The organism is Luteibacter sp. UNCMF366Tsu5.1, from assembly GCF_900119235.1.
GTDB lineage: Bacteria > Pseudomonadota > Gammaproteobacteria > Xanthomonadales > Rhodanobacteraceae > Luteibacter > Luteibacter flocculans.
Genome location: NZ_FPIS01000001.1, coordinates 1,459,632 through 1,481,272, shown reverse-complemented (window position 1 = coordinate 1,481,272; position 21,641 = coordinate 1,459,632). Strand labels below are relative to the sequence as shown.

Annotated in this window: 15 protein-coding genes; all 15 read left to right on the top strand. The window is 65.8% G+C overall.

Annotated features, from left to right (window positions below; genetic code table 11):
* Nucleotides 1–11 precede the first annotated feature (11 nt).
* The 15 genes from BT115_RS06560 (at nucleotide 12) to BT115_RS06490 (ending at nucleotide 21,638) form a co-directional block, all read left to right on the top strand.
* Complete coding sequence (locus BT115_RS06560; protein WP_072321666.1) at nucleotides 12–386, top strand: response regulator; 375 nt, start codon at nucleotides 12–14, stop codon at nucleotides 384–386.
* A gap of 7 nt (nucleotides 387–393) precedes the next feature.
* Nucleotides 394–939 carry a chemotaxis protein CheW gene (locus BT115_RS06555; RefSeq protein WP_072321665.1) on the top strand — a complete coding sequence of 182 codons (546 nt, stop codon included), beginning with the start codon at nucleotides 394–396 and terminating at the stop codon, nucleotides 937–939.
* Between the two features lie 174 nt (nucleotides 940–1,113).
* Complete coding sequence (locus BT115_RS06550) at nucleotides 1,114–3,144, top strand: methyl-accepting chemotaxis protein (protein ID WP_072321664.1); 2,031 nt, start codon at nucleotides 1,114–1,116, stop codon at nucleotides 3,142–3,144.
* 4 nt (nucleotides 3,145–3,148) lie between these two features.
* Entirely contained in the window at nucleotides 3,149–9,604 is a 6,456-nt protein-coding gene (locus BT115_RS06545) for an Hpt domain-containing protein (protein ID WP_072321663.1), read from the top strand.
* Nucleotides 9,597–11,396 (top strand): chemotaxis protein CheB, encoded by a 1,800-nt coding sequence (locus tag BT115_RS06540; RefSeq protein ID WP_072321662.1) that lies wholly within the window; start codon nucleotides 9,597–9,599, stop codon nucleotides 11,394–11,396. The genes BT115_RS06545 and BT115_RS06540 overlap by 8 nt, the downstream gene beginning before the upstream one ends.
* On the top strand, nucleotides 11,393–11,863 hold the full coding sequence (locus BT115_RS06535; protein ID WP_072321661.1) for a chemotaxis protein CheW: 471 nt from the start codon (nucleotides 11,393–11,395) through the stop codon (nucleotides 11,861–11,863). Before BT115_RS06540 ends, BT115_RS06535 begins: the two co-directional genes overlap by 4 nt.
* Before the next feature lie 308 nt (nucleotides 11,864–12,171).
* Nucleotides 12,172–12,369, top strand: coding sequence for a hemin uptake protein HemP (locus BT115_RS06530; RefSeq protein WP_083527335.1), 198 nt, complete (start codon nucleotides 12,172–12,174; stop codon nucleotides 12,367–12,369).
* Nucleotides 12,370–12,454: 85 nt separating this feature from the next.
* Nucleotides 12,455–13,018, top strand: coding sequence for a hypothetical protein (locus tag BT115_RS06525; protein ID WP_072321660.1), 564 nt, complete (start codon nucleotides 12,455–12,457; stop codon nucleotides 13,016–13,018).
* A 173-nt stretch (nucleotides 13,019–13,191) separates the two neighbouring features.
* On the top strand, nucleotides 13,192–14,463 hold the full coding sequence (locus BT115_RS06520; protein ID WP_072321659.1) for an efflux RND transporter periplasmic adaptor subunit: 1,272 nt from the start codon (nucleotides 13,192–13,194) through the stop codon (nucleotides 14,461–14,463).
* Between the two features lie 35 nt (nucleotides 14,464–14,498).
* On the top strand, nucleotides 14,499–15,209 hold the full coding sequence (locus BT115_RS06515; protein ID WP_072321658.1) for an ABC transporter ATP-binding protein: 711 nt from the start codon (nucleotides 14,499–14,501) through the stop codon (nucleotides 15,207–15,209).
* Between the two features lie 25 nt (nucleotides 15,210–15,234).
* Nucleotides 15,235–16,542: an ABC transporter permease gene (locus BT115_RS06510; RefSeq protein WP_072321657.1), complete on the top strand. Its 1,308-nt coding sequence runs from the start codon at nucleotides 15,235–15,237 to the stop codon at nucleotides 16,540–16,542.
* 10 nt (nucleotides 16,543–16,552) lie between these two features.
* Nucleotides 16,553–17,767 carry an ABC transporter permease gene (locus BT115_RS06505; protein WP_072321656.1) on the top strand — a complete coding sequence of 405 codons (1,215 nt, stop codon included), beginning with the start codon at nucleotides 16,553–16,555 and terminating at the stop codon, nucleotides 17,765–17,767.
* Between the two features lie 117 nt (nucleotides 17,768–17,884).
* A complete protein-coding gene (locus BT115_RS06500) occupies nucleotides 17,885–19,219 on the top strand; it encodes a sigma-54-dependent transcriptional regulator (protein WP_072321655.1) in 1,335 nt (444 codons plus the stop codon).
* Between the two features lie 13 nt (nucleotides 19,220–19,232).
* A complete protein-coding gene (locus BT115_RS06495; protein WP_072321654.1) occupies nucleotides 19,233–20,624 on the top strand; it encodes a sensor histidine kinase in 1,392 nt (463 codons plus the stop codon).
* Nucleotides 20,625–20,675: 51 nt separating this feature from the next.
* Nucleotides 20,676–21,638: an SPFH domain-containing protein gene (locus BT115_RS06490; RefSeq protein WP_072322288.1), complete on the top strand. Its 963-nt coding sequence runs from the start codon at nucleotides 20,676–20,678 to the stop codon at nucleotides 21,636–21,638.
* The last annotated feature ends 3 nt before the right edge of the window (nucleotides 21,639–21,641 follow it).

Sequence of the window (21,641 nt, the reverse complement as noted above, 5' to 3'; positions counted from 1 at the left end):
CAGGGGGACGTGTGGCAAACATTCTCATCATCGACGACTCGCCCACCGACGTTCGCGTGTTCACCACGCTGCTCGAAAAGGCGGGCTTCTCCGTTTCCAGCGTCGATAACGCCGAAGCGGGACTCGACCGTATTCGCGCGAACAAGCCCGACCTCGTGATCATGGACGTGATCATGCCCGGTATGAACGGCTTCCAGGCCACGCGCACGCTGAGCCGCGATCCTAAGACGGCCGACGTGCCGGTGGTGATGATCACCACCAAGTCGATGGAGACCGATCGCGTCTGGGGCCTGCGACAGGGTGCCAAGGCCTTCATCACCAAGCCGGTGAACGAGAAGGAGCTGCTTTCGACTATCGCCAGCCTCCTGCCGAACACGACGCATTGAGGACGCCATGAGCGAGAACGCGGCACTCACGCCTTTCGAACTGCTCGCCCACTATGAGCGGGCATGCCTTGCGCACTCCGCCGACGCACCCGAGAGCGTGGAGTCGCTGGGTCTGTGGCGCGGCATCGGCTTTCGCGTGGGGCGCCGCGCCTTCGTCAGCGGCATCGAGGAAATCAACGAACTGCTGGCCGTCCCACCGTTGACCCACGTGCCGGGCGCGCAGCCCTGGCTGATGGGCGTGGCGAACGTGCGCGGCAATCTCGTGCCGGCGATCGACCTCGGGCGCTTTCTGTTCGACGAGCGCACGCCCGCATCGGAACGGGCGCGGCTTCTGCTGGTTCGCCAGCACGGCGGTACGGTCGGGCTGCTGGTGGACGAAGTGTTCGGCCAGCGCACGATGGACGAGGGTCAGCGCGACACGGGTAAGCAAGAGAACGACCCGCGCCTGACGCGGTTCGTCAGCGAGAACGTCCAGCTCGGCGAGCAGACGTATGGGCTTTTCAGCATGAGCCGTCTGGTTCGTGCGCCGGACTTCCGGCAGGCGGCGTTGTAACAACGCCTCCATGGGGGAGGGGACGGCCGGAAGGCCGACCCTTTACAGGATGGGCGGTAACGGCTTCGGCCGATGCTGCGATGGGAACGGAGGGGCGGTCCGCGGACCGCTTCGTCATGCCGGTGGCCAGTGAGGCGTCGGCGGCTAGCTTTGCCAGGTTTGGGTGAGGTGGATATGAGCACGACAGCAGGCGGCGCAGGCCGGGAACGTGGCTACACGATCGTCATCGTGTTCCTGCTCCTGGCGATCGGATTGGCGTCGGTCGACTTCTGGTGGCTGAACAACAAGAACGGCGAGGACCGCGAAGCCATCGCGCTCACGACGCAGGTGCAGGTGCTTTCGCAGCAGACCGCGAAGTACGCGCTGGAGGCGTCCGACGGCAACCGCGACTCGTTCCGTGAATTGTCCGCCACACGCAACACGATCGATTCGGCGGTGCAGCGCCTCGTGAACGGCGATGCCAAGACCGGCATGCCTGCCTACGCGGGCGACGGCAACCAGGCCGGACGCTCCATCGGCGCCCTGGCGAACGCCTGGCATCAGCTCGACGCGGACATCGGCAAGATCCTTTCGAACAAGGACCTGGTGCTGTCCTCGGGCGAGCGGGCCGACCTGTTCGCCAAGCAGATGCCGCTGCTGAACGCACGCACGGACGAAGTGATGAACATCGTCCAGCAGAAGAATGCCTCGGTGGAGCAGACCTTCACGCTCGCCCGCTGGATGTTGATGGCTGACCGCATGATCCGTCGCGTGCAGGAAATCCTGCAGGGCGGCGATGGTGCGCAATCCGCCGCCGACGGTCTCTCCCGCGATGCGCAGCTCTACGGCGCCGTGCTCAAGGGCCTGGTCGACGGCAACGCCGAAGGCGGCGTTCGTGCGATCAGCGACGCGAATGCGCGGAAGATTCTCGAAGGCATGCAGAGTTCCTGGGGTGACCTCGTGGACCCTGTGAACCAGTTGGTCGCCGCGTCGCCGAATCTCCAGGACGTGAAGCGCGCAGGCAACCAGGCCTCGCTGGATTCGCAGACCGTGCTGCTGCGCGCGAATGAGTCCGCCGACCAGATCGCCAAGTTGCCGCTGACCCGTCTCTTCCCGAACGTCTGGTGGGGCCTGCTCGGTGCGATCGGCGCCGTGCTGTTCGCGCTGCTGCTGGTCTACAACCTCGTGCGTGACCAGCGCCGCCGTTTCGAGACCACCTCTGAACTCAATCAGCGTAACCAGACCGCGATCATGCGGCTGCTGGACGAGATGGGTACGCTCGCCGAAGGCGATCTCACCATCAAGGCCACGGTGACCGAGGACATCACGGGCGCCATCGCGGACGCCATGAACTCCGCGGTGGACGAGATGCGCAACCTCGTCACCACGATCAACGAGACCGCGGTGCGCGTCTCCGCCGCGGCACAGGAAACCCAGGCCACCGCCATGCACCTCGCCGACGCGGCGGAGCAACAGGCGCAGCAGATCACGTCCGCGACCTCGGCCATCAATCAGATCGCGACCTCGATGGATACGGTGTCGAAGGACTCCGCCGAATCGGCCGACGTGGCCCAGCGCTCGGTGCAGATCGCTTCGCGTGGCGCCGAAGTGGTGCGCGAGACGATTCAGGGCATGGACTCGATCCGCGACCAGATCCAGGAAACCTCCAAGCGCATCAAACGGCTGGGCGAGTCGTCGCAGGAAATCGGCTCGATCGTGGAACTCATCAACGACATTGCCGAGCAGACCAATATCCTCGCCTTGAACGCCGCCATTCAGGCGGCCTCGGCAGGTGAGGCCGGTCGCGGTTTCGCGGTGGTGGCGGACGAAGTGCAGCGCCTCGCGGAACGCTCCGCGAGCGCGACCAAGCGCATTGAAACATTGGTGCAGACGATTCAGTCCGATACCAACGAAGCGGTGAGTTCGATGGAACAGACCACCGCGGAAGTGGTGGCCGGTGCGCGTCTGGCCGAGGACGCCGGCACGGCACTGGGCGACATCGAGCGCGTGTCGAACGACCTGTCGGCACTCATTCAGAACATCTCGGCCGCTGCTCGCCAGCAGTCGGCCGCGGCGACGGACACCTCGGCGACCATGAACGTCATCCAGGAGATCACCTCGCAGACGTCGCTCGGCGCAAGCCAGACGGCCGAGTCGATCGGTAACCTGGCCCAGCTCGCGAACGACTTGCGCCTGTCCGTCGCGAACTTCAAGCTGCCGGGCTAATGCAGTGAGACTTCAAGACCATACCGATTTCACCACGCTGCATTGGGTCAAGGCCGAGCTCGACGACGCCTTGTCCAAGGCACGCCAGGCCCTCGAGTCGTACGTCGAGGACTCGCGCGACGCCTACGTCATGCACACCTGCGCCGCGGACCTGCACCAGGTCCACGGCACGTTGCGTATGGTCGAGCTCTACGGCGCCGCGATGGTCGTCGGCGAAATGGAGCAATTGGTCGCCGCACTGATCGACAACCGCGTCGCCCACCGCGACGATGCCTATGCGGCGCTGATGCGCGGCATGATGCAGATGCCCGACTATCTGGAGCGCCTGCAGAGCGGCCATCGCGACGTGCCGATCGTGCTGCTGCCGTTGCTGAACGACCTGCGTGCCAGCCGCGGCGAGCAGTCGCTGCACGAGTCCGCGCTGTTCACGCCGAATCTCGACGCGATGCTGCCGCCAGGCGCACCGGGTGCCAGCGATCCCGCTACCGCAGAAGCAGGGCGCGGCGAGCTGGCCGAATTGCGCGCGCGTTTCCAGCAGCAGTTGCTGGCGTGGTTTCGCGGGCAGGGCAACGAGCGTCAACTCCTCGGCATGCGTGCCACCCTCGATGGCATCGCTGCGCGTTGCTACACGATCGCCGGCCGTCGCCTGTGGTGGATCGCAGCCGGCGTGCTGGAAGGTCTCGAGCGCGGCGTCCTGCGCGCGCACGAAAAAGACGTGCGCCAGCTCATCGGCCGCGTCGACCGCTCGATCCGCGAACTGCTCGACGGGGGCGAGGAAGCACTGCTGGGCGGAGACGCCGACGAACTGGCGCGCAAGCTCCTGTACTACGTGGCGCAGGCCAAGCCGGGCAGTGACCGGATCGAAGAACTGCGACAGACCTATCGGCTCGACGGCCTCCTGCCGCGCGAAGCCGAGGTGGAACATGCGCGCGGCTCGATGTCGGGCCACAACCGCGCGCTGCTGGACACCGTGTCCGCGGCGATCAAGGACGACCTGCTCCGGGTGAAGGAATCGCTCGATCTTTTCCTGCGCCGTCCTGACGGCGATCCGGCGCAGCTCGGTCAGCAGACCGACGTGCTCGATCGCGTAGGTGACACGCTTGGTATGCTGGCGCTTGGTGTGCCGCGCCGCGTCGTGGGCGAACAGCGCCGGATTCTCGGCGAGATCGCCACGGGTGCGCGCGAGGCCGACGAGGAATCCCTGCTCGACGTGGCCGGTGCGCTGCTTTATGTCGAAGCGTCCCTCGACGATCACATCGAGCGGCTGGGCGCCGAGGGCGACCAGCATCCATCGTCGGGCGACGTCGGCCCGTCGATGCTGCCGCGCAGCGAGGCACGGCACATTCTCTCCACGCTGATGCGTGAGGCCACGACCAACACATCGAGGGTGAAGGACGCGATCGTCGGCTTCGTCGAATCGTCGTGGGATCACGAACAGCTTGCCGGTACCCCCGAGTTGATGGGCGAGATCGGTGGCGCGATGCGCATGCTTGGCGCCGCACGTCCGGCGGAACTTGCCGATGGCATCGGCTTGTTCATCCATCGCGAGTTGCTGGGTGACCGTCGCGTGCCGAACGGTGCGCAGATGGATCGCCTCGCCGACGCGCTGGCCGCGTTGGAGTACTACCTCGAAGCCGCACGCGAACACCGCGGCGGCCTGGAACATATCCTGGACGTCACCCAGCAGAGCCTCGCTCAGCTTGGCTATTGGCCGGTGCCGCAGGATGTCGCCGAGCCCGAGGCGCTCGGCGAGGAAGCCATCGAGACGATCGAGGCCGAGGCGATCGAACACATCGCCGTGCCCGAGAGCAGCGAAGACACAGGCGAGACCGTGTCCAGCTTTGCCGATACGTTCGACTTGCTCGACGAACCGCCCGCGGACGAAGACACGTCGGCCGTCGCGCCCGCCGCGACCACGCCGGACGTGCATGCCGAGCCGCCCGTCGCCGCTGCTGTCGGCGAAGAAGACTGGGTGGAGATCGAGGAAGAAGTCGAACAGGAAGTCGGTGGTCCCGGCATGGCCGAGTTCGCCGGTTTCCAGATCACGGTCGATGGTATCGACGACGAAATTCGCGAAATTTTCCTCGAAGAAACCGAGGAAGAGATCGGCAACCTGCGCGCTGCGTTGGGTCACTGGCTGGCCGAACCCGAACGCGCCGACGCTCTGGTGCCGATCCGCCGTTCGTTCCACACCTTGAAGGGCTCCGGCCGCCTGGTCGGCGCACGCCTGCTGGGCGAGTTCGCCTGGAAGGTGGAAAACATGCTCAACCGCGTGCTCGACGGCACCATCGGTCCGCACGAAGGCGTGCAGGCGCTGGTCCGTCATGCCGTCGATGCGCTTCCGCAGCTCAAGGCGGCCCTCGAAGGCGATGCCACGCCGGCCGCACCGATCGCCGCGATCATGGAAACTGCCGATCGCCTCGCCATGGGCGATGTCGCCTTCGTGGAAGACGTGGCGCGGAACGCCGTGCAGCGCGTGCGCAGCAAGGTCAAGCGTCGCGTCCCGCGCGATACCATCGCCGCCGTGCCGACCGCGGCGTTTGCGTCGTACGGTCAGCCACAAACCGGCACGACGGCATCGACCGATGCCGTCAGCGCGGATCCGTTCGCGACGTTGCCCGACATGGCCGAGATGGCCGAGATGGAGGATATCCCGGCCGAGCCGATCTACAGCGCGCCTTCGCTGCCGCCGGTGGACGCGGTACTGCTGGATATCCTGCGCACCGAAGTCGCGCAGTACCTGCATGTGATCCGTGGTCACCTGGCACGCGCCGAAGAGGGCGAGCTGCCGGTGGACGACGCGCTGCTGCGCGCGGTGCATACGCTGCACGGCGCCATCGGCATGGTGGACATCCCGGTGTTGATCCAGGTGCTTGCGCCCTTGGAAGGCCTGATCAAGCGCGTGCGTGCGACCGGCCTGCCGCTGCGTCCGGAAGGCATCGCGGTGCTGACGGAAGCCGCCGACCTGGTCGATCACGTGATGGACCTGTTCGATGCGCACGAACCGAGCGTGCCGGATGTGGCGACCCTCGCCGCCCGCATCGGTGCGCTGCGCGACGAGCAGCCGGAAGCCACCATTGCGCACGTTCTCTACGAGCCCGATCCGCTCTCGCTGGACGACGAAACACTTGAGGAGCTGGCGGACGAATCGTTCGTCGCTGCCGAGTTGCCGCAGGACGACGAGCCGCTCGAGGCCGTGGCCGAGGAGTCGTCGCTCGTTGTCGAGCCCTCCCGCGACGAAGCGGAAGCCTATCTGCCCGAGCAGACTACGGAAGGCCTCGTGCCGACCCTGGATGAAGGCTTGCTCGCCGACGAGCTGGCCGAGGCGTCCGCCGAGGACGACATTGGCGAGCAGAGCTCAGAAGAGGGCGAGACCGAGGACGACCTGCCGGGTATCGAACTGGCACCGTTGGAACCGGTGAGCGAAAGCGACGCGTTGACCAGCGAAGTGCTGGCGTCGTTCGACACCTTCGAGATCGAGAAGCCGGAAGGCGAGATCAAGCCGATCCAGGCCTACGATGCCGAGGAAGATGCGGCGTGGCGCTCGTTGATGAACGAGCTCGAAGGTGTGACGTCGCGTCCGTCCGACGAGCCGTCGCTGCCGCAGCCCATGTCGCACGACGGCGAGGTGCTGCACGCCGACGACGGCCAGGTCGAGCCGCTGGCCGACACGGCGGCACCGACCTTCGAAATGCCCCGCCTGGCCGACGACTTCCGCCTCGATCTGCCGCAGGACCTTACGCTGGACGCACCGTCCGACGAAACCCGGGACGACGTCGCTCCGGTCTCCGAACCTCATGCTTTCGAGGCGTTGCACGACGAAGCATCGCCCCATGTGCCGTCGGACGATGTAGAGATCGCCGCCGAACCGTCGCACGAAGCGGTGTCGCTCGATGAGCCGACCGCCGAGGAGCCAGTCCTCGACGACGCCGAGGAATCCACACCGGTGTTTGCCGATGCGGAAGCGCCGGTGGTCATCGAGGATCAGTCGCACGAGCCCGTTGCGCCGCCGGTGCACACGCCCGACGACGAGCCGGCCCCCGCGCTGGTCCCGGAGCTGTCGCCGTATGCGGACATCGATCCGGACCTTCTCGAAGTATTCGTGGAGGAAGGGCGCGAGATTCTCGATCACGCCGATGCGGCGCTCGCTTCGTGGCGTGCCGAGCCGGAGCAGGCGGAGCACGTCGCTGCCCTGCAACGCGACCTGCACACGCTCAAGGGCAGTGCACGCATGGCCGGCGTGGCCGCCGTGGGCGATCTCTCGCACGCGATGGAAGCCTTGCTCGACGCCGTGGCCGGTGGTCAGCGTGCGAGCGACCGTCCGGCCATCGAAGCGACGGAGAAGGGTTTCGACCGTCTGCACGGCATGATTCAGAGCGTGGCCCACGCGAAGCCGATCGCGCTTACCGACGCCGACATCGAACCGTTCGCGCGCCTCGCCGGTGCGCCTATCGCGCCCGACACCGTGACTGCCGAGGCCTATCGCGAAGAGCGCGAGGCCGCCGTGGTCGAATTGGCCATGCCTTTCGCGCCGTTGCCGGAAGTGGCGCCGCCACCCGTCCTCGATCGCGATCTGCCGGATCTTTTGCCGGAGTTCGAGGAAGAGGAAATCCAGCGCGCTTCGCAGGAGCAGATCCGCGTTCGCGCCGACATGCTCGACACGCTGGTGAATCACGCGGGCGAGGTGTCGATCTACCGCTCGCGCCTGGAACAGCAGACGGCGAGCTTCCGCTCGGCGCTCACCGAGCACGAACAGACGGTCAGCCGTCTGCGCAGCCAGTTGCGCATGCTGGAAATCGAGACCGAAGCGCAGATCATTGCGCGCTATCACCAGGAACATCGCGACAACGGGGTATCGAACTTCGATCCGTTGGAACTCGATCGCTTCTCGCAGCTGCAGCAGTACTCGCGAGCGCTGGCCGAGTCGGTATCCGATCTCGTGTCGCTGCAGACAATCCTCGACGAGCTGACCCGCCAGTCCGAAGCCCTCCTGCTCCAGCAGCAGAAGGTAAACGCGGAACTGCAGGAAGGCCTGATGCAGACGCGCATGCTGCCGTTCGACGCCATGGTGCCGAACCTGCGTCGCACGCTGCGCCAGGCGGCGTCCGACGTCGGCAAGCGCGCGCAGTTGGTGGTGGAAGGTGCCAACGGCGAAATGGACCGCAACATGCTCGACCGCATCAAGGCGCCGTTCGAGCACATGCTGCGCAACGCGGTGGCGCATGGCATCGAACCGCCCGAGCAGCGCGAAGCCGTGGGCAAGAACCCCGAAGGCACCGTACGCATCCAGGTGGCCCGCGAGGCTACCGAGGTCGTCGTGCGGCTATCCGATGACGGCGGCGGCATGGATCGCGACGCCATTCGCGCCAAGGCCATCGAGCGCGGCCTGCTGCGTCCGGACGCGCGCGTGTCGGACGAGCAGATCTTCCAGCTCACCCAGGTTCCGGGTTTCTCCACGGCCGAGAAGGTCACTCAGGTGGCGGGTCGCGGCGTCGGCATGGACGTCGTGGCGAACGAGATCAAGCAGCTCGGCGGTACGCTGGCGATCGAATCGCAGAAGGGCAGCGGCACGACCTTTGTGATGCGTCTGCCGTTCACCCTCGCGGTGACCCAGGCCCTGATCGTGCGCATCGGCGAGACCAACTTCGCGATTCCGATGACGTCGGTGCACGGCGTGGCTCGCGTCGCGCCGAACGAGCTGGCCCATCGCATGGCGGACGCTTCGCCGAGTTTCGACTACATGGGCGAGGAATACGGCATCCACGACCTGCCGCAGTTGCTCGGCGTGCATGTCGTGTCGTCTCTCGAAGAAGGCGATATCCCGCTGCTGCTCGCCCGTTCGGGCGATCTACGTGCGGCGATCCGCGTCGACGCCGTGCTCGGTTCGCGCGAAATCGTGGTCAAGCCGGTCGGCCCGCAGGTGAGTTCGGTGCCGGGCATCCTCGGCGCCACGATCATGGGCGACGGTTCGGTGCTGATGATTCTCGACCTCGCGCCGCTGGTTCGCCACGGCGTGGCCCGTCGCGCGTTCGAGGCGGACGCCAGCGTGCCGCACGCTCCGCGCGCGCAGGACGAAGTGCGCGTCAAGCCCCTGGTGATGGTGGTGGACGATTCGATCACCATGCGCAAGGTCACCGGCCGCGTGCTGGAACGTCACGAGTTCGAGGTGATGACGGCGAAGGACGGCATCGACGCATTGGAGAAACTCAACGAGCGCGTGCCCGACCTGATGCTGCTGGACATCGAGATGCCGCGCATGGACGGCTACGAGTTGGCCACGCAGATGAAGGCCGACGAGCGTCTGGCAGGCGTGCCGATCATCATGATCACCTCGCGTACCGGCGACAAGCACAGGCAACGTGCCTTCGATATCGGCGTGGATCGCTACATCGGCAAGCCGTACCAGGAGAACGATCTCATCGTGCAGATCAACGACGTGCTCGGAGTCCACCATGGTTGATCGCGAGGCGACGGTCGCGCTGCTGTTCGACGACGCCAGCCTCTCCGCCCACCTGCGCGACGCTCTCGTGACGCAGGGTGCGCGCATCGTCTACGAATCGGACCTGCGCTCGTTCGCGCCCGCCGAACTCGTCGGTTCGTCGGCTGACGTGGTGGTGGTCGATCTCGACGATCCGAGCGACGACGATCTCGATCGTCTTTACGACACCGTCGAGGGCGGCCATCCGCGCCTCGTGTTCAACGATGCCGACGCCAGTCGCAAGCTCGAAGGCTGGGATCGTGCACGCTGGGCGCGTCATCTCGCCGCCAAGCTGGTCGGCGAGATCGCGCTCGATCCGCCGCGTCCCGAAGACGCTCGCGCCATCGAGCCACGCATCGCATCGCTAGCGGGTGTGGCGGCACCCGTGGAGGTTCCGCTCGACGAGCCGCTGAGCGAGGATCTTTCCCTTATCGGCAGCCATGACTACGCCGAAACGCCGTCGTCTGCGAACGACCTCGACGGCGAACTCCACGACGATGCAGGCACGGAGACGGAGACGTTCGAGGCGTTCGCGTTTTCCGCCGACGAGCCCTCATCCACGGACGAAACGGCGTTTGTACTTGACGACGTCCCCGATAGGGCGGGCGAAGCGCTCGATGAACTTGCGTTCTCCACGCCCCAGCTTGATGGCGCGGGCGATGAAGACGACGTGCCGCCCGCCGATCTGGCCGCGGAACTCGAAGCCTTGCTCGCAGAGACGCCCGAAGGCCCGCTCGATACCGATGGCATCGACATGGTGCCGTCGTCGCCGGTGGAGCTGACGGAACTCGCGTCGCTCGATCTGTCCGGTTTCGAATTGGTCGAAGAAGCACCTGCACCGGCACCCGAGCCGGAACCCGGTTTCAATGCCGCCGACTTCAGCCTCGCTTCGCTCGATGATGACGCCGCCACCAACGTCGCGACGCCTTCCATCGAAATCGAGGGACGTGCGACGGAATACGTGCCTCCGCCCGTACCCGAATGGGATCTTGTCGACCATGACACGGTGGTCGTCGAACCGGTGAACAAGCCGGACCCGGGGGCGTTCGGCATCGAGACGATCAGCGCCGCGGAATACCTTGCGCAGGATGTCGTCGACGACGGTACTCACGGGCTCGAAGCGGGTCTCACCTTGGAACTGGTGTCCATGGAAGAGGCCGTCGCACCTCGCACCGATGGCGACTTCGCTCACGAGATGTTCCTGGAAGCGAACGCCCGCGCGGTGCGTCGCGTGATCGCCCTTGGCGGCGCGCGCGCGAGCGAGACGGCGATCGCGAATTTTCTCGCCGCGCTGCCGGAACGTGTTCCTGGCGTGCTGCTGGTGGCGGCACACCATGCCGACGATCCGACGGCCTTCGCGCAGCGCCTCGGGCCGCGTGCGCGCGTCGCTGCCGACCGTACGCATACGGCGCACGGCGAGTGCCTGGTCGTACCGCGCGGTTCGCACGTGCAGATTCGCCGCGACGGCAGCGTGACCGTGCGTGAGGACGGCAGTGCGATGGCCTCGACCGGTCCCTCCATCGACGGCATCCTGAGCACGCTTGCCGGTGGCTTCGGTGCCGATGCCCTGGCGATTGTCTTCGCCGGCCACGGCAGCGACGGCATTGCCGGTGCGCAGGCCGTGTACGACGCTGGCGGTCGCGTGTGGGTTGAAACGGTCGCCGTGGAGCACGAAGCGGGGCACATCGTCACGGGCATCCGCGAAGAGCGCGTGGCCGATTTCGCTGGCGACGCGCACGCCCTGGCGCAGAAACTTGTCGAGGAATTCCCATGAGCGAGCCGTTACCGCGCGAAATCCGCTGCGTCCTGATTCCCAGTGCCGGCGTGCGCCTGCTGCTCCCCAATGCCGCGGTGGCCGAAGTCATCACCTTGGCCGGCGTCGAGCCCGTGGCGGACGCACCGTCGTGGTTGCTCGGTCGCATCGCATGGCGCGGCTGGAGCATTCCACTGGTGAGTTTCGATCACGTGGCCAGCCCCGCCGACGATGCGCCGGTGCAGGCCACGCGCGTGGCCGTGCTCAAGGCCGTGGGCCGGCATCCGGACATGCCTTACCTCGCCGTGCTCATCCACGGCTTCCCGCGCCTCGCGACGCTCAACGCCGAACTCCTGCTGCCCACCCACGACGGCCACGACCTGCCGTTCGGCGTGCGCGCCCGCGTACTGGTCCGCGACGACACGGCGGTCATTCCGGATCTGGAAGCGCTGGAAAACACGTTGGTCGAGATGCTGGCGGTGGCCTGATCGCGTTAGTGAATGCCTCGGTGCCGTTGTAGGAGCCGCCATGGCGGCGAGGGAAAACTTGCCGGTGTAAGCCACTTGCCGGTGTGAGCCACGCCGGTGTGAGCCACTTGCCGGTGGGAGCCAGCCTGCTGGCGATGGGTGCTTGCCTCACCGCTAAACCGCTTCATTGGCTTTTTGCCACCAGGTGGCTCCTACCCTCGCTTCGTAGCCGGTCCCATCTTCTCGTCGCGACTCCTTCGCCATGCGGGCTTGACTCGTAATTGAGAATCATTATCATCAACTCCGCACCCTAACGCGGAGTCACGATCATGTACCTTCGAACGCTCCCTCTGACCGACAACGGCGGCCGCGACAAGGTCGTGGCCTTGCGCCCGGCGCCGACCGTCGCCCGCCGCATCGAAAGCAAGAGCCTGCTCGACGGCTCGCGCGAACTGGTGATCGAGCACCAGGGCAGTGAGTACCACCTGCGCCTGACCCGCAACGACAAGCTCATTCTCACCAAGTAACCGGCTCCCCGACGCCAAGCCACGCGGCTCTCCCCGGACCGCCCAGCCAGGCTTCCCGCCCGTCCACGTCACACGGGAGACGCTTGTGTTCGGCTGGCTTACATGTTTCGGCGTGCCTTCGCGCGCCCGTTCCACCGCCATAACGACGCGCTGGCTGGCACTGGCGCCGTCCGGCCTGTTCGAAGGCCTCGGCCAGCTTGGCGGAGTCCTCTATCTCGCGGCGTCCCATCCGATGGATGGCGATCCCGATGCACCACGTGGCTGCATCGTCGAGGCGGCGGAACTGGCGCCGTTGCTGGCGACGCGTCATGTGGGTCTCACGTGCGCGGTCACGGCGGAAGGTCCGCGCGAATGGATCGATTGCGTGAGCGGAGAGGGCAGGATTGTCGCGCGCATCTATCTTCTTCCCGACACCGATTACCTCGCTTGGGACCGGCTTTTTGCCGACGCCCTGCCAAGCGCTCCGCCGGACCACCGCCGGCCCGAGCGCATGTGGCTTCGCGCGTGCCGTGCCCGCGTCGTCTCCTTCACGCGACGTCAGTGGGCGGGATTGACCGTACTCGGTATAGGCGACGCTCCTATCTCGTCCCTGGGCCTGGGCGTGGCGCGCGACATCGCGGTTTCGGAATCGATCGGCATCGCTGCCTGAGCCTTCGCCCGTGTACTGTCCGCATCGCGGACAGTAGTCGAGTGTCCGGGCAGGCTGTCCGCGGACACACCACCTGTCTGGCGCTCTCCGTTCCATCTCCTTGATCGCAAGCGATTTCCCGGCTTGGCACGGGGCTTGCTGACTGTCCCTGCAAACCGCTCAGGGACTCTCACATGATCCGCGACACTTCCGCTCAGGACCGCCTCGTCGAGGTCCGCCCCAACCGCTATCGCAAGCTGCTGCTCATCGGCGGCGGCGTGGCGGCGGTTGCTCTCCTTGCCCTGGCGGCACCGCGTGTGGCGACGATGCTTTCGTCGGATGGTTCGGTGAGCGCATCGCGGCTGACCTTCGCCACCGTGACGCGCGGGCCGTTCGTTCGCGACATTGCGGCCGAGGGCAAGGTCGTGGCGGCGGTGAGTCCCACCTTGTATGCCGCGTCCGCCGGTGCGGTGGTGCTCAAAGTGCACGCGGGCGACGTGGTACGGAAGGATCAGGTGCTCGCGACCATCACCAGCCCCGAGCTGACGAGCAAGTTGGCGCAGGAGAAATCCGCGGCCGATGCGATGCAGGTGGAATACCTGCGTGCGCAGATCGACGCGAGGAAGAAGCGTTCCGAACTGCAGAAGGCGTACGACAACGCGTCCATCGACCAGACTGCCGCCGAGCGCGATCTGAAGCGCTACCAGACCGCGTTCGACAAGGGCGCCGTGCCGGTGGCGGACGTGGACAAGGCGAAGTCGACGCTCGACAAGGCGCAGGTCACCGCCAAGCACGCGGAGACCGATCTTTCCATGGACAACGACAGCCTCACGTTCGACGTGCAGGCGAAGAAGCTGGCGCACGAACGCCAGGTGCTGCTGGTGCAGGATCTCGAACGCCAGGTCGAGGACCTGAACGTGAAATCGCCGGTCGATGGTCAGGTGGGTCAGCTCTTCATCGCCGAGCGCGCCACAGTGGCGAAGGACGCACAGCTGCTCAGCGTCATCGACCTCTCGGCGCTCGAAGTCGAAATGAAAGTGCCCGAGAGCTTCGCGCGCGACCTCGCCATCGGCATGCCGGGTGAAATCAGCGGCAACGGCAAGCAATGGAACGGCAAGGTCAGCGCCGTGTCGCCCGAAGTGGTGAACGGCGAAGTCGCCGCCCGACTGCGCTTCGATGGCGAGACGCCGAAGCAACTTCGCCAGAGCCAGCGCCTGTCCGTGCGTGTCCTGCTCGACCGGCGCGACAACGTACTTACGGTGCAGCGTGGCTCGTTCGTGGACGAAAGCGCGGGCCGCTACGCCTACGTCGTCAACGACGGCATGGCCGATCGCCGTGACATCCGTGTCGGTGCCAGCAGCATCGACAAGGTCGAAATCCTGGACGGCCTGAAGGAGGGCGACAAGATCGTCGTCTCCGGTGCCGACACCTTCGGCGATGCGAAACACGTTTCCATCAGCCGCTGATCCTACCCGCCGTACTCATCACCGAGGGATATCCCATGCTCAAGATGACCCACCTCGCCAAGGTCTATCGCACCGCCGTCGTCGAGACCTATGCCTTGCGCGACTTCAACATCGACGTAAAGGAAGGCGAGTTCGTCGCGGTGACCGGTCCGTCGGGTTCCGGCAAGACGACGTTCCTGACTATCGCGGGCCTGCTGGAGACCTTCACGGGTGGGCACTACCACCTGGATGGCGTGGAGGTGAGCCAGCTCAACGACAACGAGCGCTCGCGCATCCGCAACGAGAAGATCGGTTTCATCTTCCAGGCGTTCAACCTGATCCCCGACCTCAACGTGTTCGACAACGTGGAAGTGCCGCTGCGCTATCGCGGCATGAAGGCGGCCGAGCGCAAGCAGCGGATCATGGACGCGCTGGAACGCGTGGGCCTGGCCTCGCGCGCCAAGCACTATCCGGCAGAGCTGTCCGGCGGTCAGCAGCAGCGCGTCGCCATCGCCCGCGCGCTCGCCGGCTCACCGCGTCTTCTGCTCGCCGACGAGCCGACCGGCAACCTCGATACGCAGATGGCGCGCGGCGTGATGGAACTGCTCGAGGAGATCCATCGCGAAGGCGCCACCATCGTCATGGTGACCCACGATCCCGAACTGGCCGCGCGAGCGCAACGCAACGTCCACGTGATCGACGGTCAGGTGGTCGATCTCGCCGAAGAGCCGCGCTTCCACGCGCAGACTCAAGCAGCCCATTCCTGATCCCACCGATCCCCAGGGGCCGACCATGTTCAGCTATTACCTTCAACTGGGCCTGCGCAGTCTGCGCCGGAATCCGATGCTCACCGCACTCATGGTGATGGCCATCGGGTTCGGTGTGGCGGCGTCGATGACGACCTACTCGGTGTTTCGCGCCACGTCGCGCGACCCGATCCCGCAGAAGTCCGATGTGCTCTACAACATACAGATCGACAACTGGGGGCCGGAGAACACCAAGGAAGGTGAGCCGCCGCCCGCGCTCAGCTACAAGGACGCGACGGCGTTGCTGCGTGCCAACAAGGCGAAGCGGCAGACCGTGACCTATCCCGTGGGCGTCTCGGTCATTCCGGAGGATCCGTCGCGCATGCCGATGCGGCAGGGCGCCTACGCCACCGGTGCGGATTTCTTCCCGATGTTCGACGTGCCGTTCCTGCAGGGGCAGGGCTGGACCCGCGACGACGACGAGAAGCATGCAGACGTCATCGTGATCAGCAAGTCGCTCAACGACAAGCTGTTCAACGGCGGCCCCAGCGTCGGCAAGCAGGTGAACCTCGATGGCCACCTGTTCCGCATCACGGGCGTGATGCAGGATTGGTCGCCGCAGCCAGTGTTCTTCGATGTACCCAACACGTCGGGATTCAACGAAGGCGCTACGGTGTATGTGCCCCTCACTCGCGCACTGGATTTACGCCTTCCGAACAACGGCAACAACAATTGCGTCAAGGATCCTGGCGAAGGTTGGGACAATTACCTGCGCTCCGAGTGCATATGGTTGTCGTTGTGGGCGGAACTGCCTAGCAAGGCGGACGCCCAGGCCTATCGTGACTTCCTCACGGGCTACGCAGCGGAAATGCAGCGCTCCGGCCGCTTCAGCTGGGCGCCGAATGTACGCGTGCGCGACGTGATGGACTGGCTGTCGGTGCAGAAGGTCGTACCGCGCGAATCGCAGGTGTCGTTGCTGGTATCGCTCGGCTTTCTGGTCATCTGCCTGGTCAATACGATTGGTCTCTTGCTTGCGAAGTTCATGCGTCGCGCCCCGGAGATCGGCGTGCGTCGCGCGCTCGGTGCGTCGCGCCGCGACATCTATGCGCAGTTCCTGATCGAGGCAGGCACCATCGGCATCGCAGGCGGATTGCTCGGGTTGTTGCTCACGGGTCTTGGCGTGCTCAGCGTCGGCCTCGTGTTCCCCGATGAGGTTGCACGCCTCGCGACGTTGGATCCCACCCTGATGCTGCTTACGCTGACGGTGGCGATCGTCGCCTCCGTCGTGGCCGCTTTCTATCCCACGTGGCGTGCCGCTCAGGTGCAGCCCGCGTGGCAGCTCAAGTCGAACTGAGGTAACCGCCATGCAGATCAAACCTATCCTGGCCGCGTTGCGCAGGCACAAGGCCGGTACCATCCTCATCGCCTTGCAGATCGCCTTGACGCTCGCCATCGTCTGCAATGCGCTGTTCATCGTGCACGAGCGCGTCGAACGCGTCAGTCGCCCCACCGGCATGAACGAAGCCAACGTGGTCGCCGTCCAAAACCTCTACGTGGGTGCACCGTCGACGTATCTTCCGCTCATCAAGACCGACCTGCAGGCGATTCGATCGATGCCGGGCGTGGAAGACGCCTACGCCACCAATTCGTTCCCTCTTCGTCGTGGTGGATGGTCCACGAGTGCGCAGAGGACCGCCGACGCTACCAAGGACGGCGTGCAGAGCGCGCTCTACTTCGCCGACGAGCATGCGCTGGCGACGCTGGGCGTGAAGCTGATTGCCGGGCGCAATTTCACGTCAAGTGAAATCTCGTCGATCAATCGCGAACAGCAGCCGGCACCGCCGCAGGTGATCATTACCAAGGCCATGGCCGACGAGCTGTTCCCCGAGGGCAACGCGCTGGGCAAGACCATTTATTACATCAAGGGGCGGCCGTCCACGATCATCGGTATCGTCGAGAAGTTGACTGTGCCCTGGATCAGTACGGATTTCATGGACAACGTCACGATCATGCCGCTGACGTTCGACGGCGGTTATCAGACCTTCGTCATCCGCACCAAGCCGGGTCAGCAGGACGCGGTGTTCAAGTCGGTGGCGGATAAGCTCTACGGTGTGAGCCGCATGCGCGTGCTTCCGGAAAAGAGCGGCGTACGCACCTTTGAAATGGTGCGGCAGAAAGCCTACGAGGCCGACCGGGGCATGGCGGTGCTGATGAGCGTCGTGTGCGGTGTGCTGCTGGCGATCACCGCGGCAGGCATCGTGGGCCTGTCGAGCTTCTGGGTGGGGCAGCGGCGCAGACAGATTGGTGTACGTCGTGCGCTGGGTGCGAGCAAGCGCGACATTCTCAGCTACTTCATGACCGAGAACCTGCTGATTGCCCTGGCGGGCGTGGCGGTGGGCGTGATCCTGGCGCTGGGCATGAACCAGTGGATGCTTACCCAGTTCGAGATGGAGCGTCTTTCCATGACGTACCTCATCGTGGGCGTGGTGATCCTCCTTGGCCTGGGGCAGGCAGCCGTCTTTGCACCTGCGCTACGTGCCTCCCGGGTGCCACCCGTCGAGGCGACACGCAGCGTGTGAGTCGACAGCGGTCACCCCGCCCGGGGTGGCCGCTGTGTTTAGAATGAGGGGAATGCCGGCGGAGGATGCAACCTTTTTGCCGGGGGAGGCATCCATGCCTGCATGCGAAGGGACCAGATGCGCTGCGTATTGATCATTGACGACAACCCCGCGGTTGGCGAGGCGCTGTCGCTTGCCTTGAGCCTGCACGACATCCGACCGCTGGTCGCCCTGACGCCGGACGAGGGGCTTGCCACGCTCGCCCGCGAGCGCGTGGACGTCGTCATCCAGGACATGAATTTCACGGCCGACACCACGTCGGGCGAGGAGGGCGCCGCGCTGTTCAAGCAGATCCGCGCTCGCTATACCGACCTGCCGGTGATCCTGCTTACCGCCTGGACCCATCTCGAGGCGGCCGTGGAACTGGTGAAGGCCGGCGCCGCCGATTACCTTGCCAAGCCCTGGGACGATGCCAAGCTGCTCGCCACGGTGGAAAACCTGCTCGAGCTGTCCGAGTCCACGCGCGAGGTCACGCGCGCCCGGGTGGAGCGCAAGCGTCGTCGGGAAGCGCTGGAAAGTCGGTATGACCTCGACGGCCTGGTCTTCGCCTCCGAGGCGATGGGCCGCACGATCGAGTTGGCCTGCCAAGTGGCGCGGTCCGACGTGCCGGTCCTGATCACTGGCCCCAACGGCGCCGGCAAGGAACGTATCGCCGCCATCGTCCACGCCAATTCCGCCGTACGTCGCGGCCCGTTTGTGGCGGTGAACTGCGGTGCGCTGCCGGGCGAATTGATCGAGGCCGAACTGTTCGGCGCCGAGGCGGGCGCGTATACCGGCGCCAACAAGGCACGCGAGGGCCGTTTCGAAATGGCCGACGGCGGCACGCTGTTTCTGGACGAGATCGGTAATCTGCCGCTGCCGGGTCAGATGAAGCTGCTGCGCGTGCTCGAGACCGGCCAGTTCGAACGCCTGGGTTCGGGCCGCACGCGGCACGCGAAGGTGCGCGTGGTCAGTGCGACCAATGCGGATCTGAAGGCGATGATCGCGGGAGGGACGTTCCGCGAGGATCTCTACTACCGCCTCAACGTCATCGACGTGAATCTGCCGCCGCTGGCGGAGCGCACCGACGACATCCTGCCGCTGGCCGAATTCTTCCTCGACGGTAAGGCCACCTTGAGTGAAGACGCGCGGGAAGCGCTGCTGGCGCATCACTGGCCGGGCAACGTGCGCGAACTGAAGAACGCGATCGCACGCGCCGCGTTGCTGGCCGCGGACGGGCGCATCGAGCCGATGCACCTCAACCTGCCCACGCCGGCACCCAGCGCCACCCGCAATCTCGACGAGCCCAGCCGCGAGTCGGTCGAGGCGGCCCTGGCCTCCGCAGGCGGCGTGATCAGCCGCGCGGCCACCACGCTGGGGCTGTCACGACAGGCGCTGTACCGGCGCATGGAGCGCTACGGGCTGGCGGTCTGATACGTTCGCGCTCATGAAGACGTTCTCGCTCGAAGGGCGGATGACGCTGGTGGTGGCCTCGTCGGCCATCGTGGGTGCGCTGGTGTTCGCGGGCGTGTCGATCTGGCCGTTCCCGCAGATGCTGGCCTGGATGCGCGCGGTGCCCGACAAGGCGGGCCGGCTCCCCGTGGGTGGCGTGGTCGAACCGTTCGACGTCAGCACGGCCCTGCTGATCTGTTTGTTGGTGCTGGTGCCGCTGGCCGCCGCCGTGGCGCATGCCTTGGTCGAGCCGCTGCGGCGGCTGATGCGCGCCCTGGAGAGCGCCGTGGCGAGCTATCGTGACGGCGATTTCAGCATGTCGATCGGCACCGACCGGCGCGACGAGCTGGGCGACCTGATCCGCATGCACAACGCGCTCGGCCAGACCTTGCGCGATCAGCGCCAGCACCTCGCGCAGCGTGAGCTGTTGCTCGATACCGTGGTGCAGAACACGCCGGTGGCGCTCGTGCTGACCGAACCCACGGGCAAGGTCACCTACGCCAACATCGCGGCGCGACACCTGTTCAACGAAGGACGCTCGCTGGCGGGTCTCGATTTCGAGACCGTGCTGAGCCGCATGCCGCAGAGCCTCCGCGATGCGTCGGCCGGCGGCGAGGACGCATTGTTCTCCGTGGAAATGGATGGCAGCGAGGAAACCTTCCATCTTTCGCAGCGCGGGTTCCGGCTGCAGGGCAGGCCGCATCGCCTGCAGTTGTATCGGCGGATGACGCGCGAGCTGTCCCGCCAGGAAGTCCATACGTGGAAGCGTGTGATCCGGGTCATCAGCCACGAACTCAACAATTCGCTGGCGCCGATCTCCTCGCTGTCGCACTCGGGTGCCGAGCTGGCGCGCCGCGGCGACCTCGCGCGGTTGCCCGGCGTGTTCGCCTCGATCGGCGACCGCGCAAAGCATCTGCACAGTTTCATCGCCGGCTATGCGAGCTTCGCCAAGCTGCCTGCACCGCAAGCCCGCGAGGTGCCCTGGGCCGCGTTCCTGGATGCGCTGGCGCTCCATGCGCGCTTTCGCATGGCGGCGCCGCCGCCGGAAAAGCCGGGTTGGTTCGATCCGACCCAGGTGGAGCAGGTGCTCATCAACCTCATCAAGAATGCGCACGAGGCAGGCGGCGAGCCGGACGAGGTGACCCTGGCCGTGCATCAGCTCGGTCGCGACACGCTGATCGAGGTGGCCGACCGGGGGCCCGGGATGAGCGAGACGGTGCTATCGCAGGCCTTGCTGCCGTTCTATTCCACCAAACGTTCCGGTACCGGGCTCGGGCTGGCGCTCGCGCGCGAAATTTCTGAGGCGCACGGCGGTCGTATCGCTTTGGCGAACCGCGACGGCGGCGGCCTGCGCGTGACCTTGATCCTGCCCGCCGGTCCGCCCTGAGCGCTTCGCCTATACTCCCGAGACACATTGGAAAAGGGAGTGAGCATGGCCATGGGAAGTCTCGTCGCGCTGGTCATCGTGGTGGTGGTCGTCATCGTGCTGGCAAAGCTGATCCGCATCGTGCCGCAGGGCTACGAGTGGACCGTTGAAATGTTCGGCAGGTACACCGGCACCCTCACCCCTGGCCTGCATTTCCTGATTCCGTTCGTCTACGCCATCGGCCGCAAGATGAACATGATGGAGCAGGTGCTGGACGTCCCCTCGCAGGACGTCATCACCAAGGACAATGCCGTGGTGCGCGTCGACGGCGTGGTCTTCTACCAGGTGCTGGATGCCGCCAAGGCCGCCTACGAGGTCGCCAACCTCGAAGCCGCGGCGCTCGCCCTGATCATGACCAACATCCGTACCGTGCTGGGCTCGATGGATCTCGACGAAAGCCTCAGTCAGCGCGACGCGATCAACGCGAAGCTGCTCGGCGTGGTCGACGAGGCCACGCACCCCTGGGGCGTCAAGGTCACCCGCATCGAGATCAAGGACATCTCGCCGCCGCGCGATCTCGTGGATGCCATGGCGCGACAGATGAAGGCCGAGCGCGAGAAGCGCGCCAACATCCTCGACGCGGAAGGCTTCCGGCAGGCGGCGATCCTCAAGGCGGACGGCGAGAAGCAGTCCGCGATCCTCGAGGCCGAGGGCAAGAAAGAGGCCGCCTTCCGCGAAGCCGAGGCACGCGAACGCCTGGCCGAAGCCGAGGCCAAGGCGACCACCATGGTCTCCCAGGCCATCGCGGGCGGCGACGTCAACGCGCTGAACTACTTCGTCGCCAACAACTACGTCGAGGCGCTGAAGGAAATGGCGAAATCGCCCAACCAGAAGACCTTGCTGCTGCCGATGGAAACCACCGGCATCCTTGGTTCCCTGGCCGGCATCGCCGAGCTGGCGAAGGACTCTCTGTCGTCGCAGCAGCGTACGACCAGCGATTCCGCTTCACCGCGCACGCCACCCATGCCGCGGTGACGC

Coding starts and splice junctions, on each gene's coding strand:
- BT115_RS06555 (WP_072321665.1), top strand. CDS start 394: ATGAGCGAGAACGCGGCACTCACGCCTTTCGAACTGCTCGCCCACTAT.
- BT115_RS06550 (WP_072321664.1), top strand. CDS start 1,114: ATGAGCACGACAGCAGGCGGCGCAGGCCGGGAACGTGGCTACACGATC.
- BT115_RS06540 (WP_072321662.1), top strand. CDS start 9,597: ATGGTTGATCGCGAGGCGACGGTCGCGCTGCTGTTCGACGACGCCAGC.
- BT115_RS06535 (WP_072321661.1), top strand. CDS start 11,393: ATGAGCGAGCCGTTACCGCGCGAAATCCGCTGCGTCCTGATTCCCAGT.
- BT115_RS06530 (WP_083527335.1), top strand. CDS start 12,172: ATGTACCTTCGAACGCTCCCTCTGACCGACAACGGCGGCCGCGACAAG.
- BT115_RS06520 (WP_072321659.1), top strand. CDS start 13,192: ATGATCCGCGACACTTCCGCTCAGGACCGCCTCGTCGAGGTCCGCCCC.
- BT115_RS06515 (WP_072321658.1), top strand. CDS start 14,499: ATGCTCAAGATGACCCACCTCGCCAAGGTCTATCGCACCGCCGTCGTC.
- BT115_RS06510 (WP_072321657.1), top strand. CDS start 15,235: ATGTTCAGCTATTACCTTCAACTGGGCCTGCGCAGTCTGCGCCGGAAT.
- BT115_RS06505 (WP_072321656.1), top strand. CDS start 16,553: ATGCAGATCAAACCTATCCTGGCCGCGTTGCGCAGGCACAAGGCCGGT.
- BT115_RS06500 (WP_072321655.1), top strand. CDS start 17,885: ATGCGCTGCGTATTGATCATTGACGACAACCCCGCGGTTGGCGAGGCG.
- BT115_RS06495 (WP_072321654.1), top strand. CDS start 19,233: ATGAAGACGTTCTCGCTCGAAGGGCGGATGACGCTGGTGGTGGCCTCG.
- BT115_RS06490 (WP_072322288.1), top strand. CDS start 20,676: ATGGGAAGTCTCGTCGCGCTGGTCATCGTGGTGGTGGTCGTCATCGTG.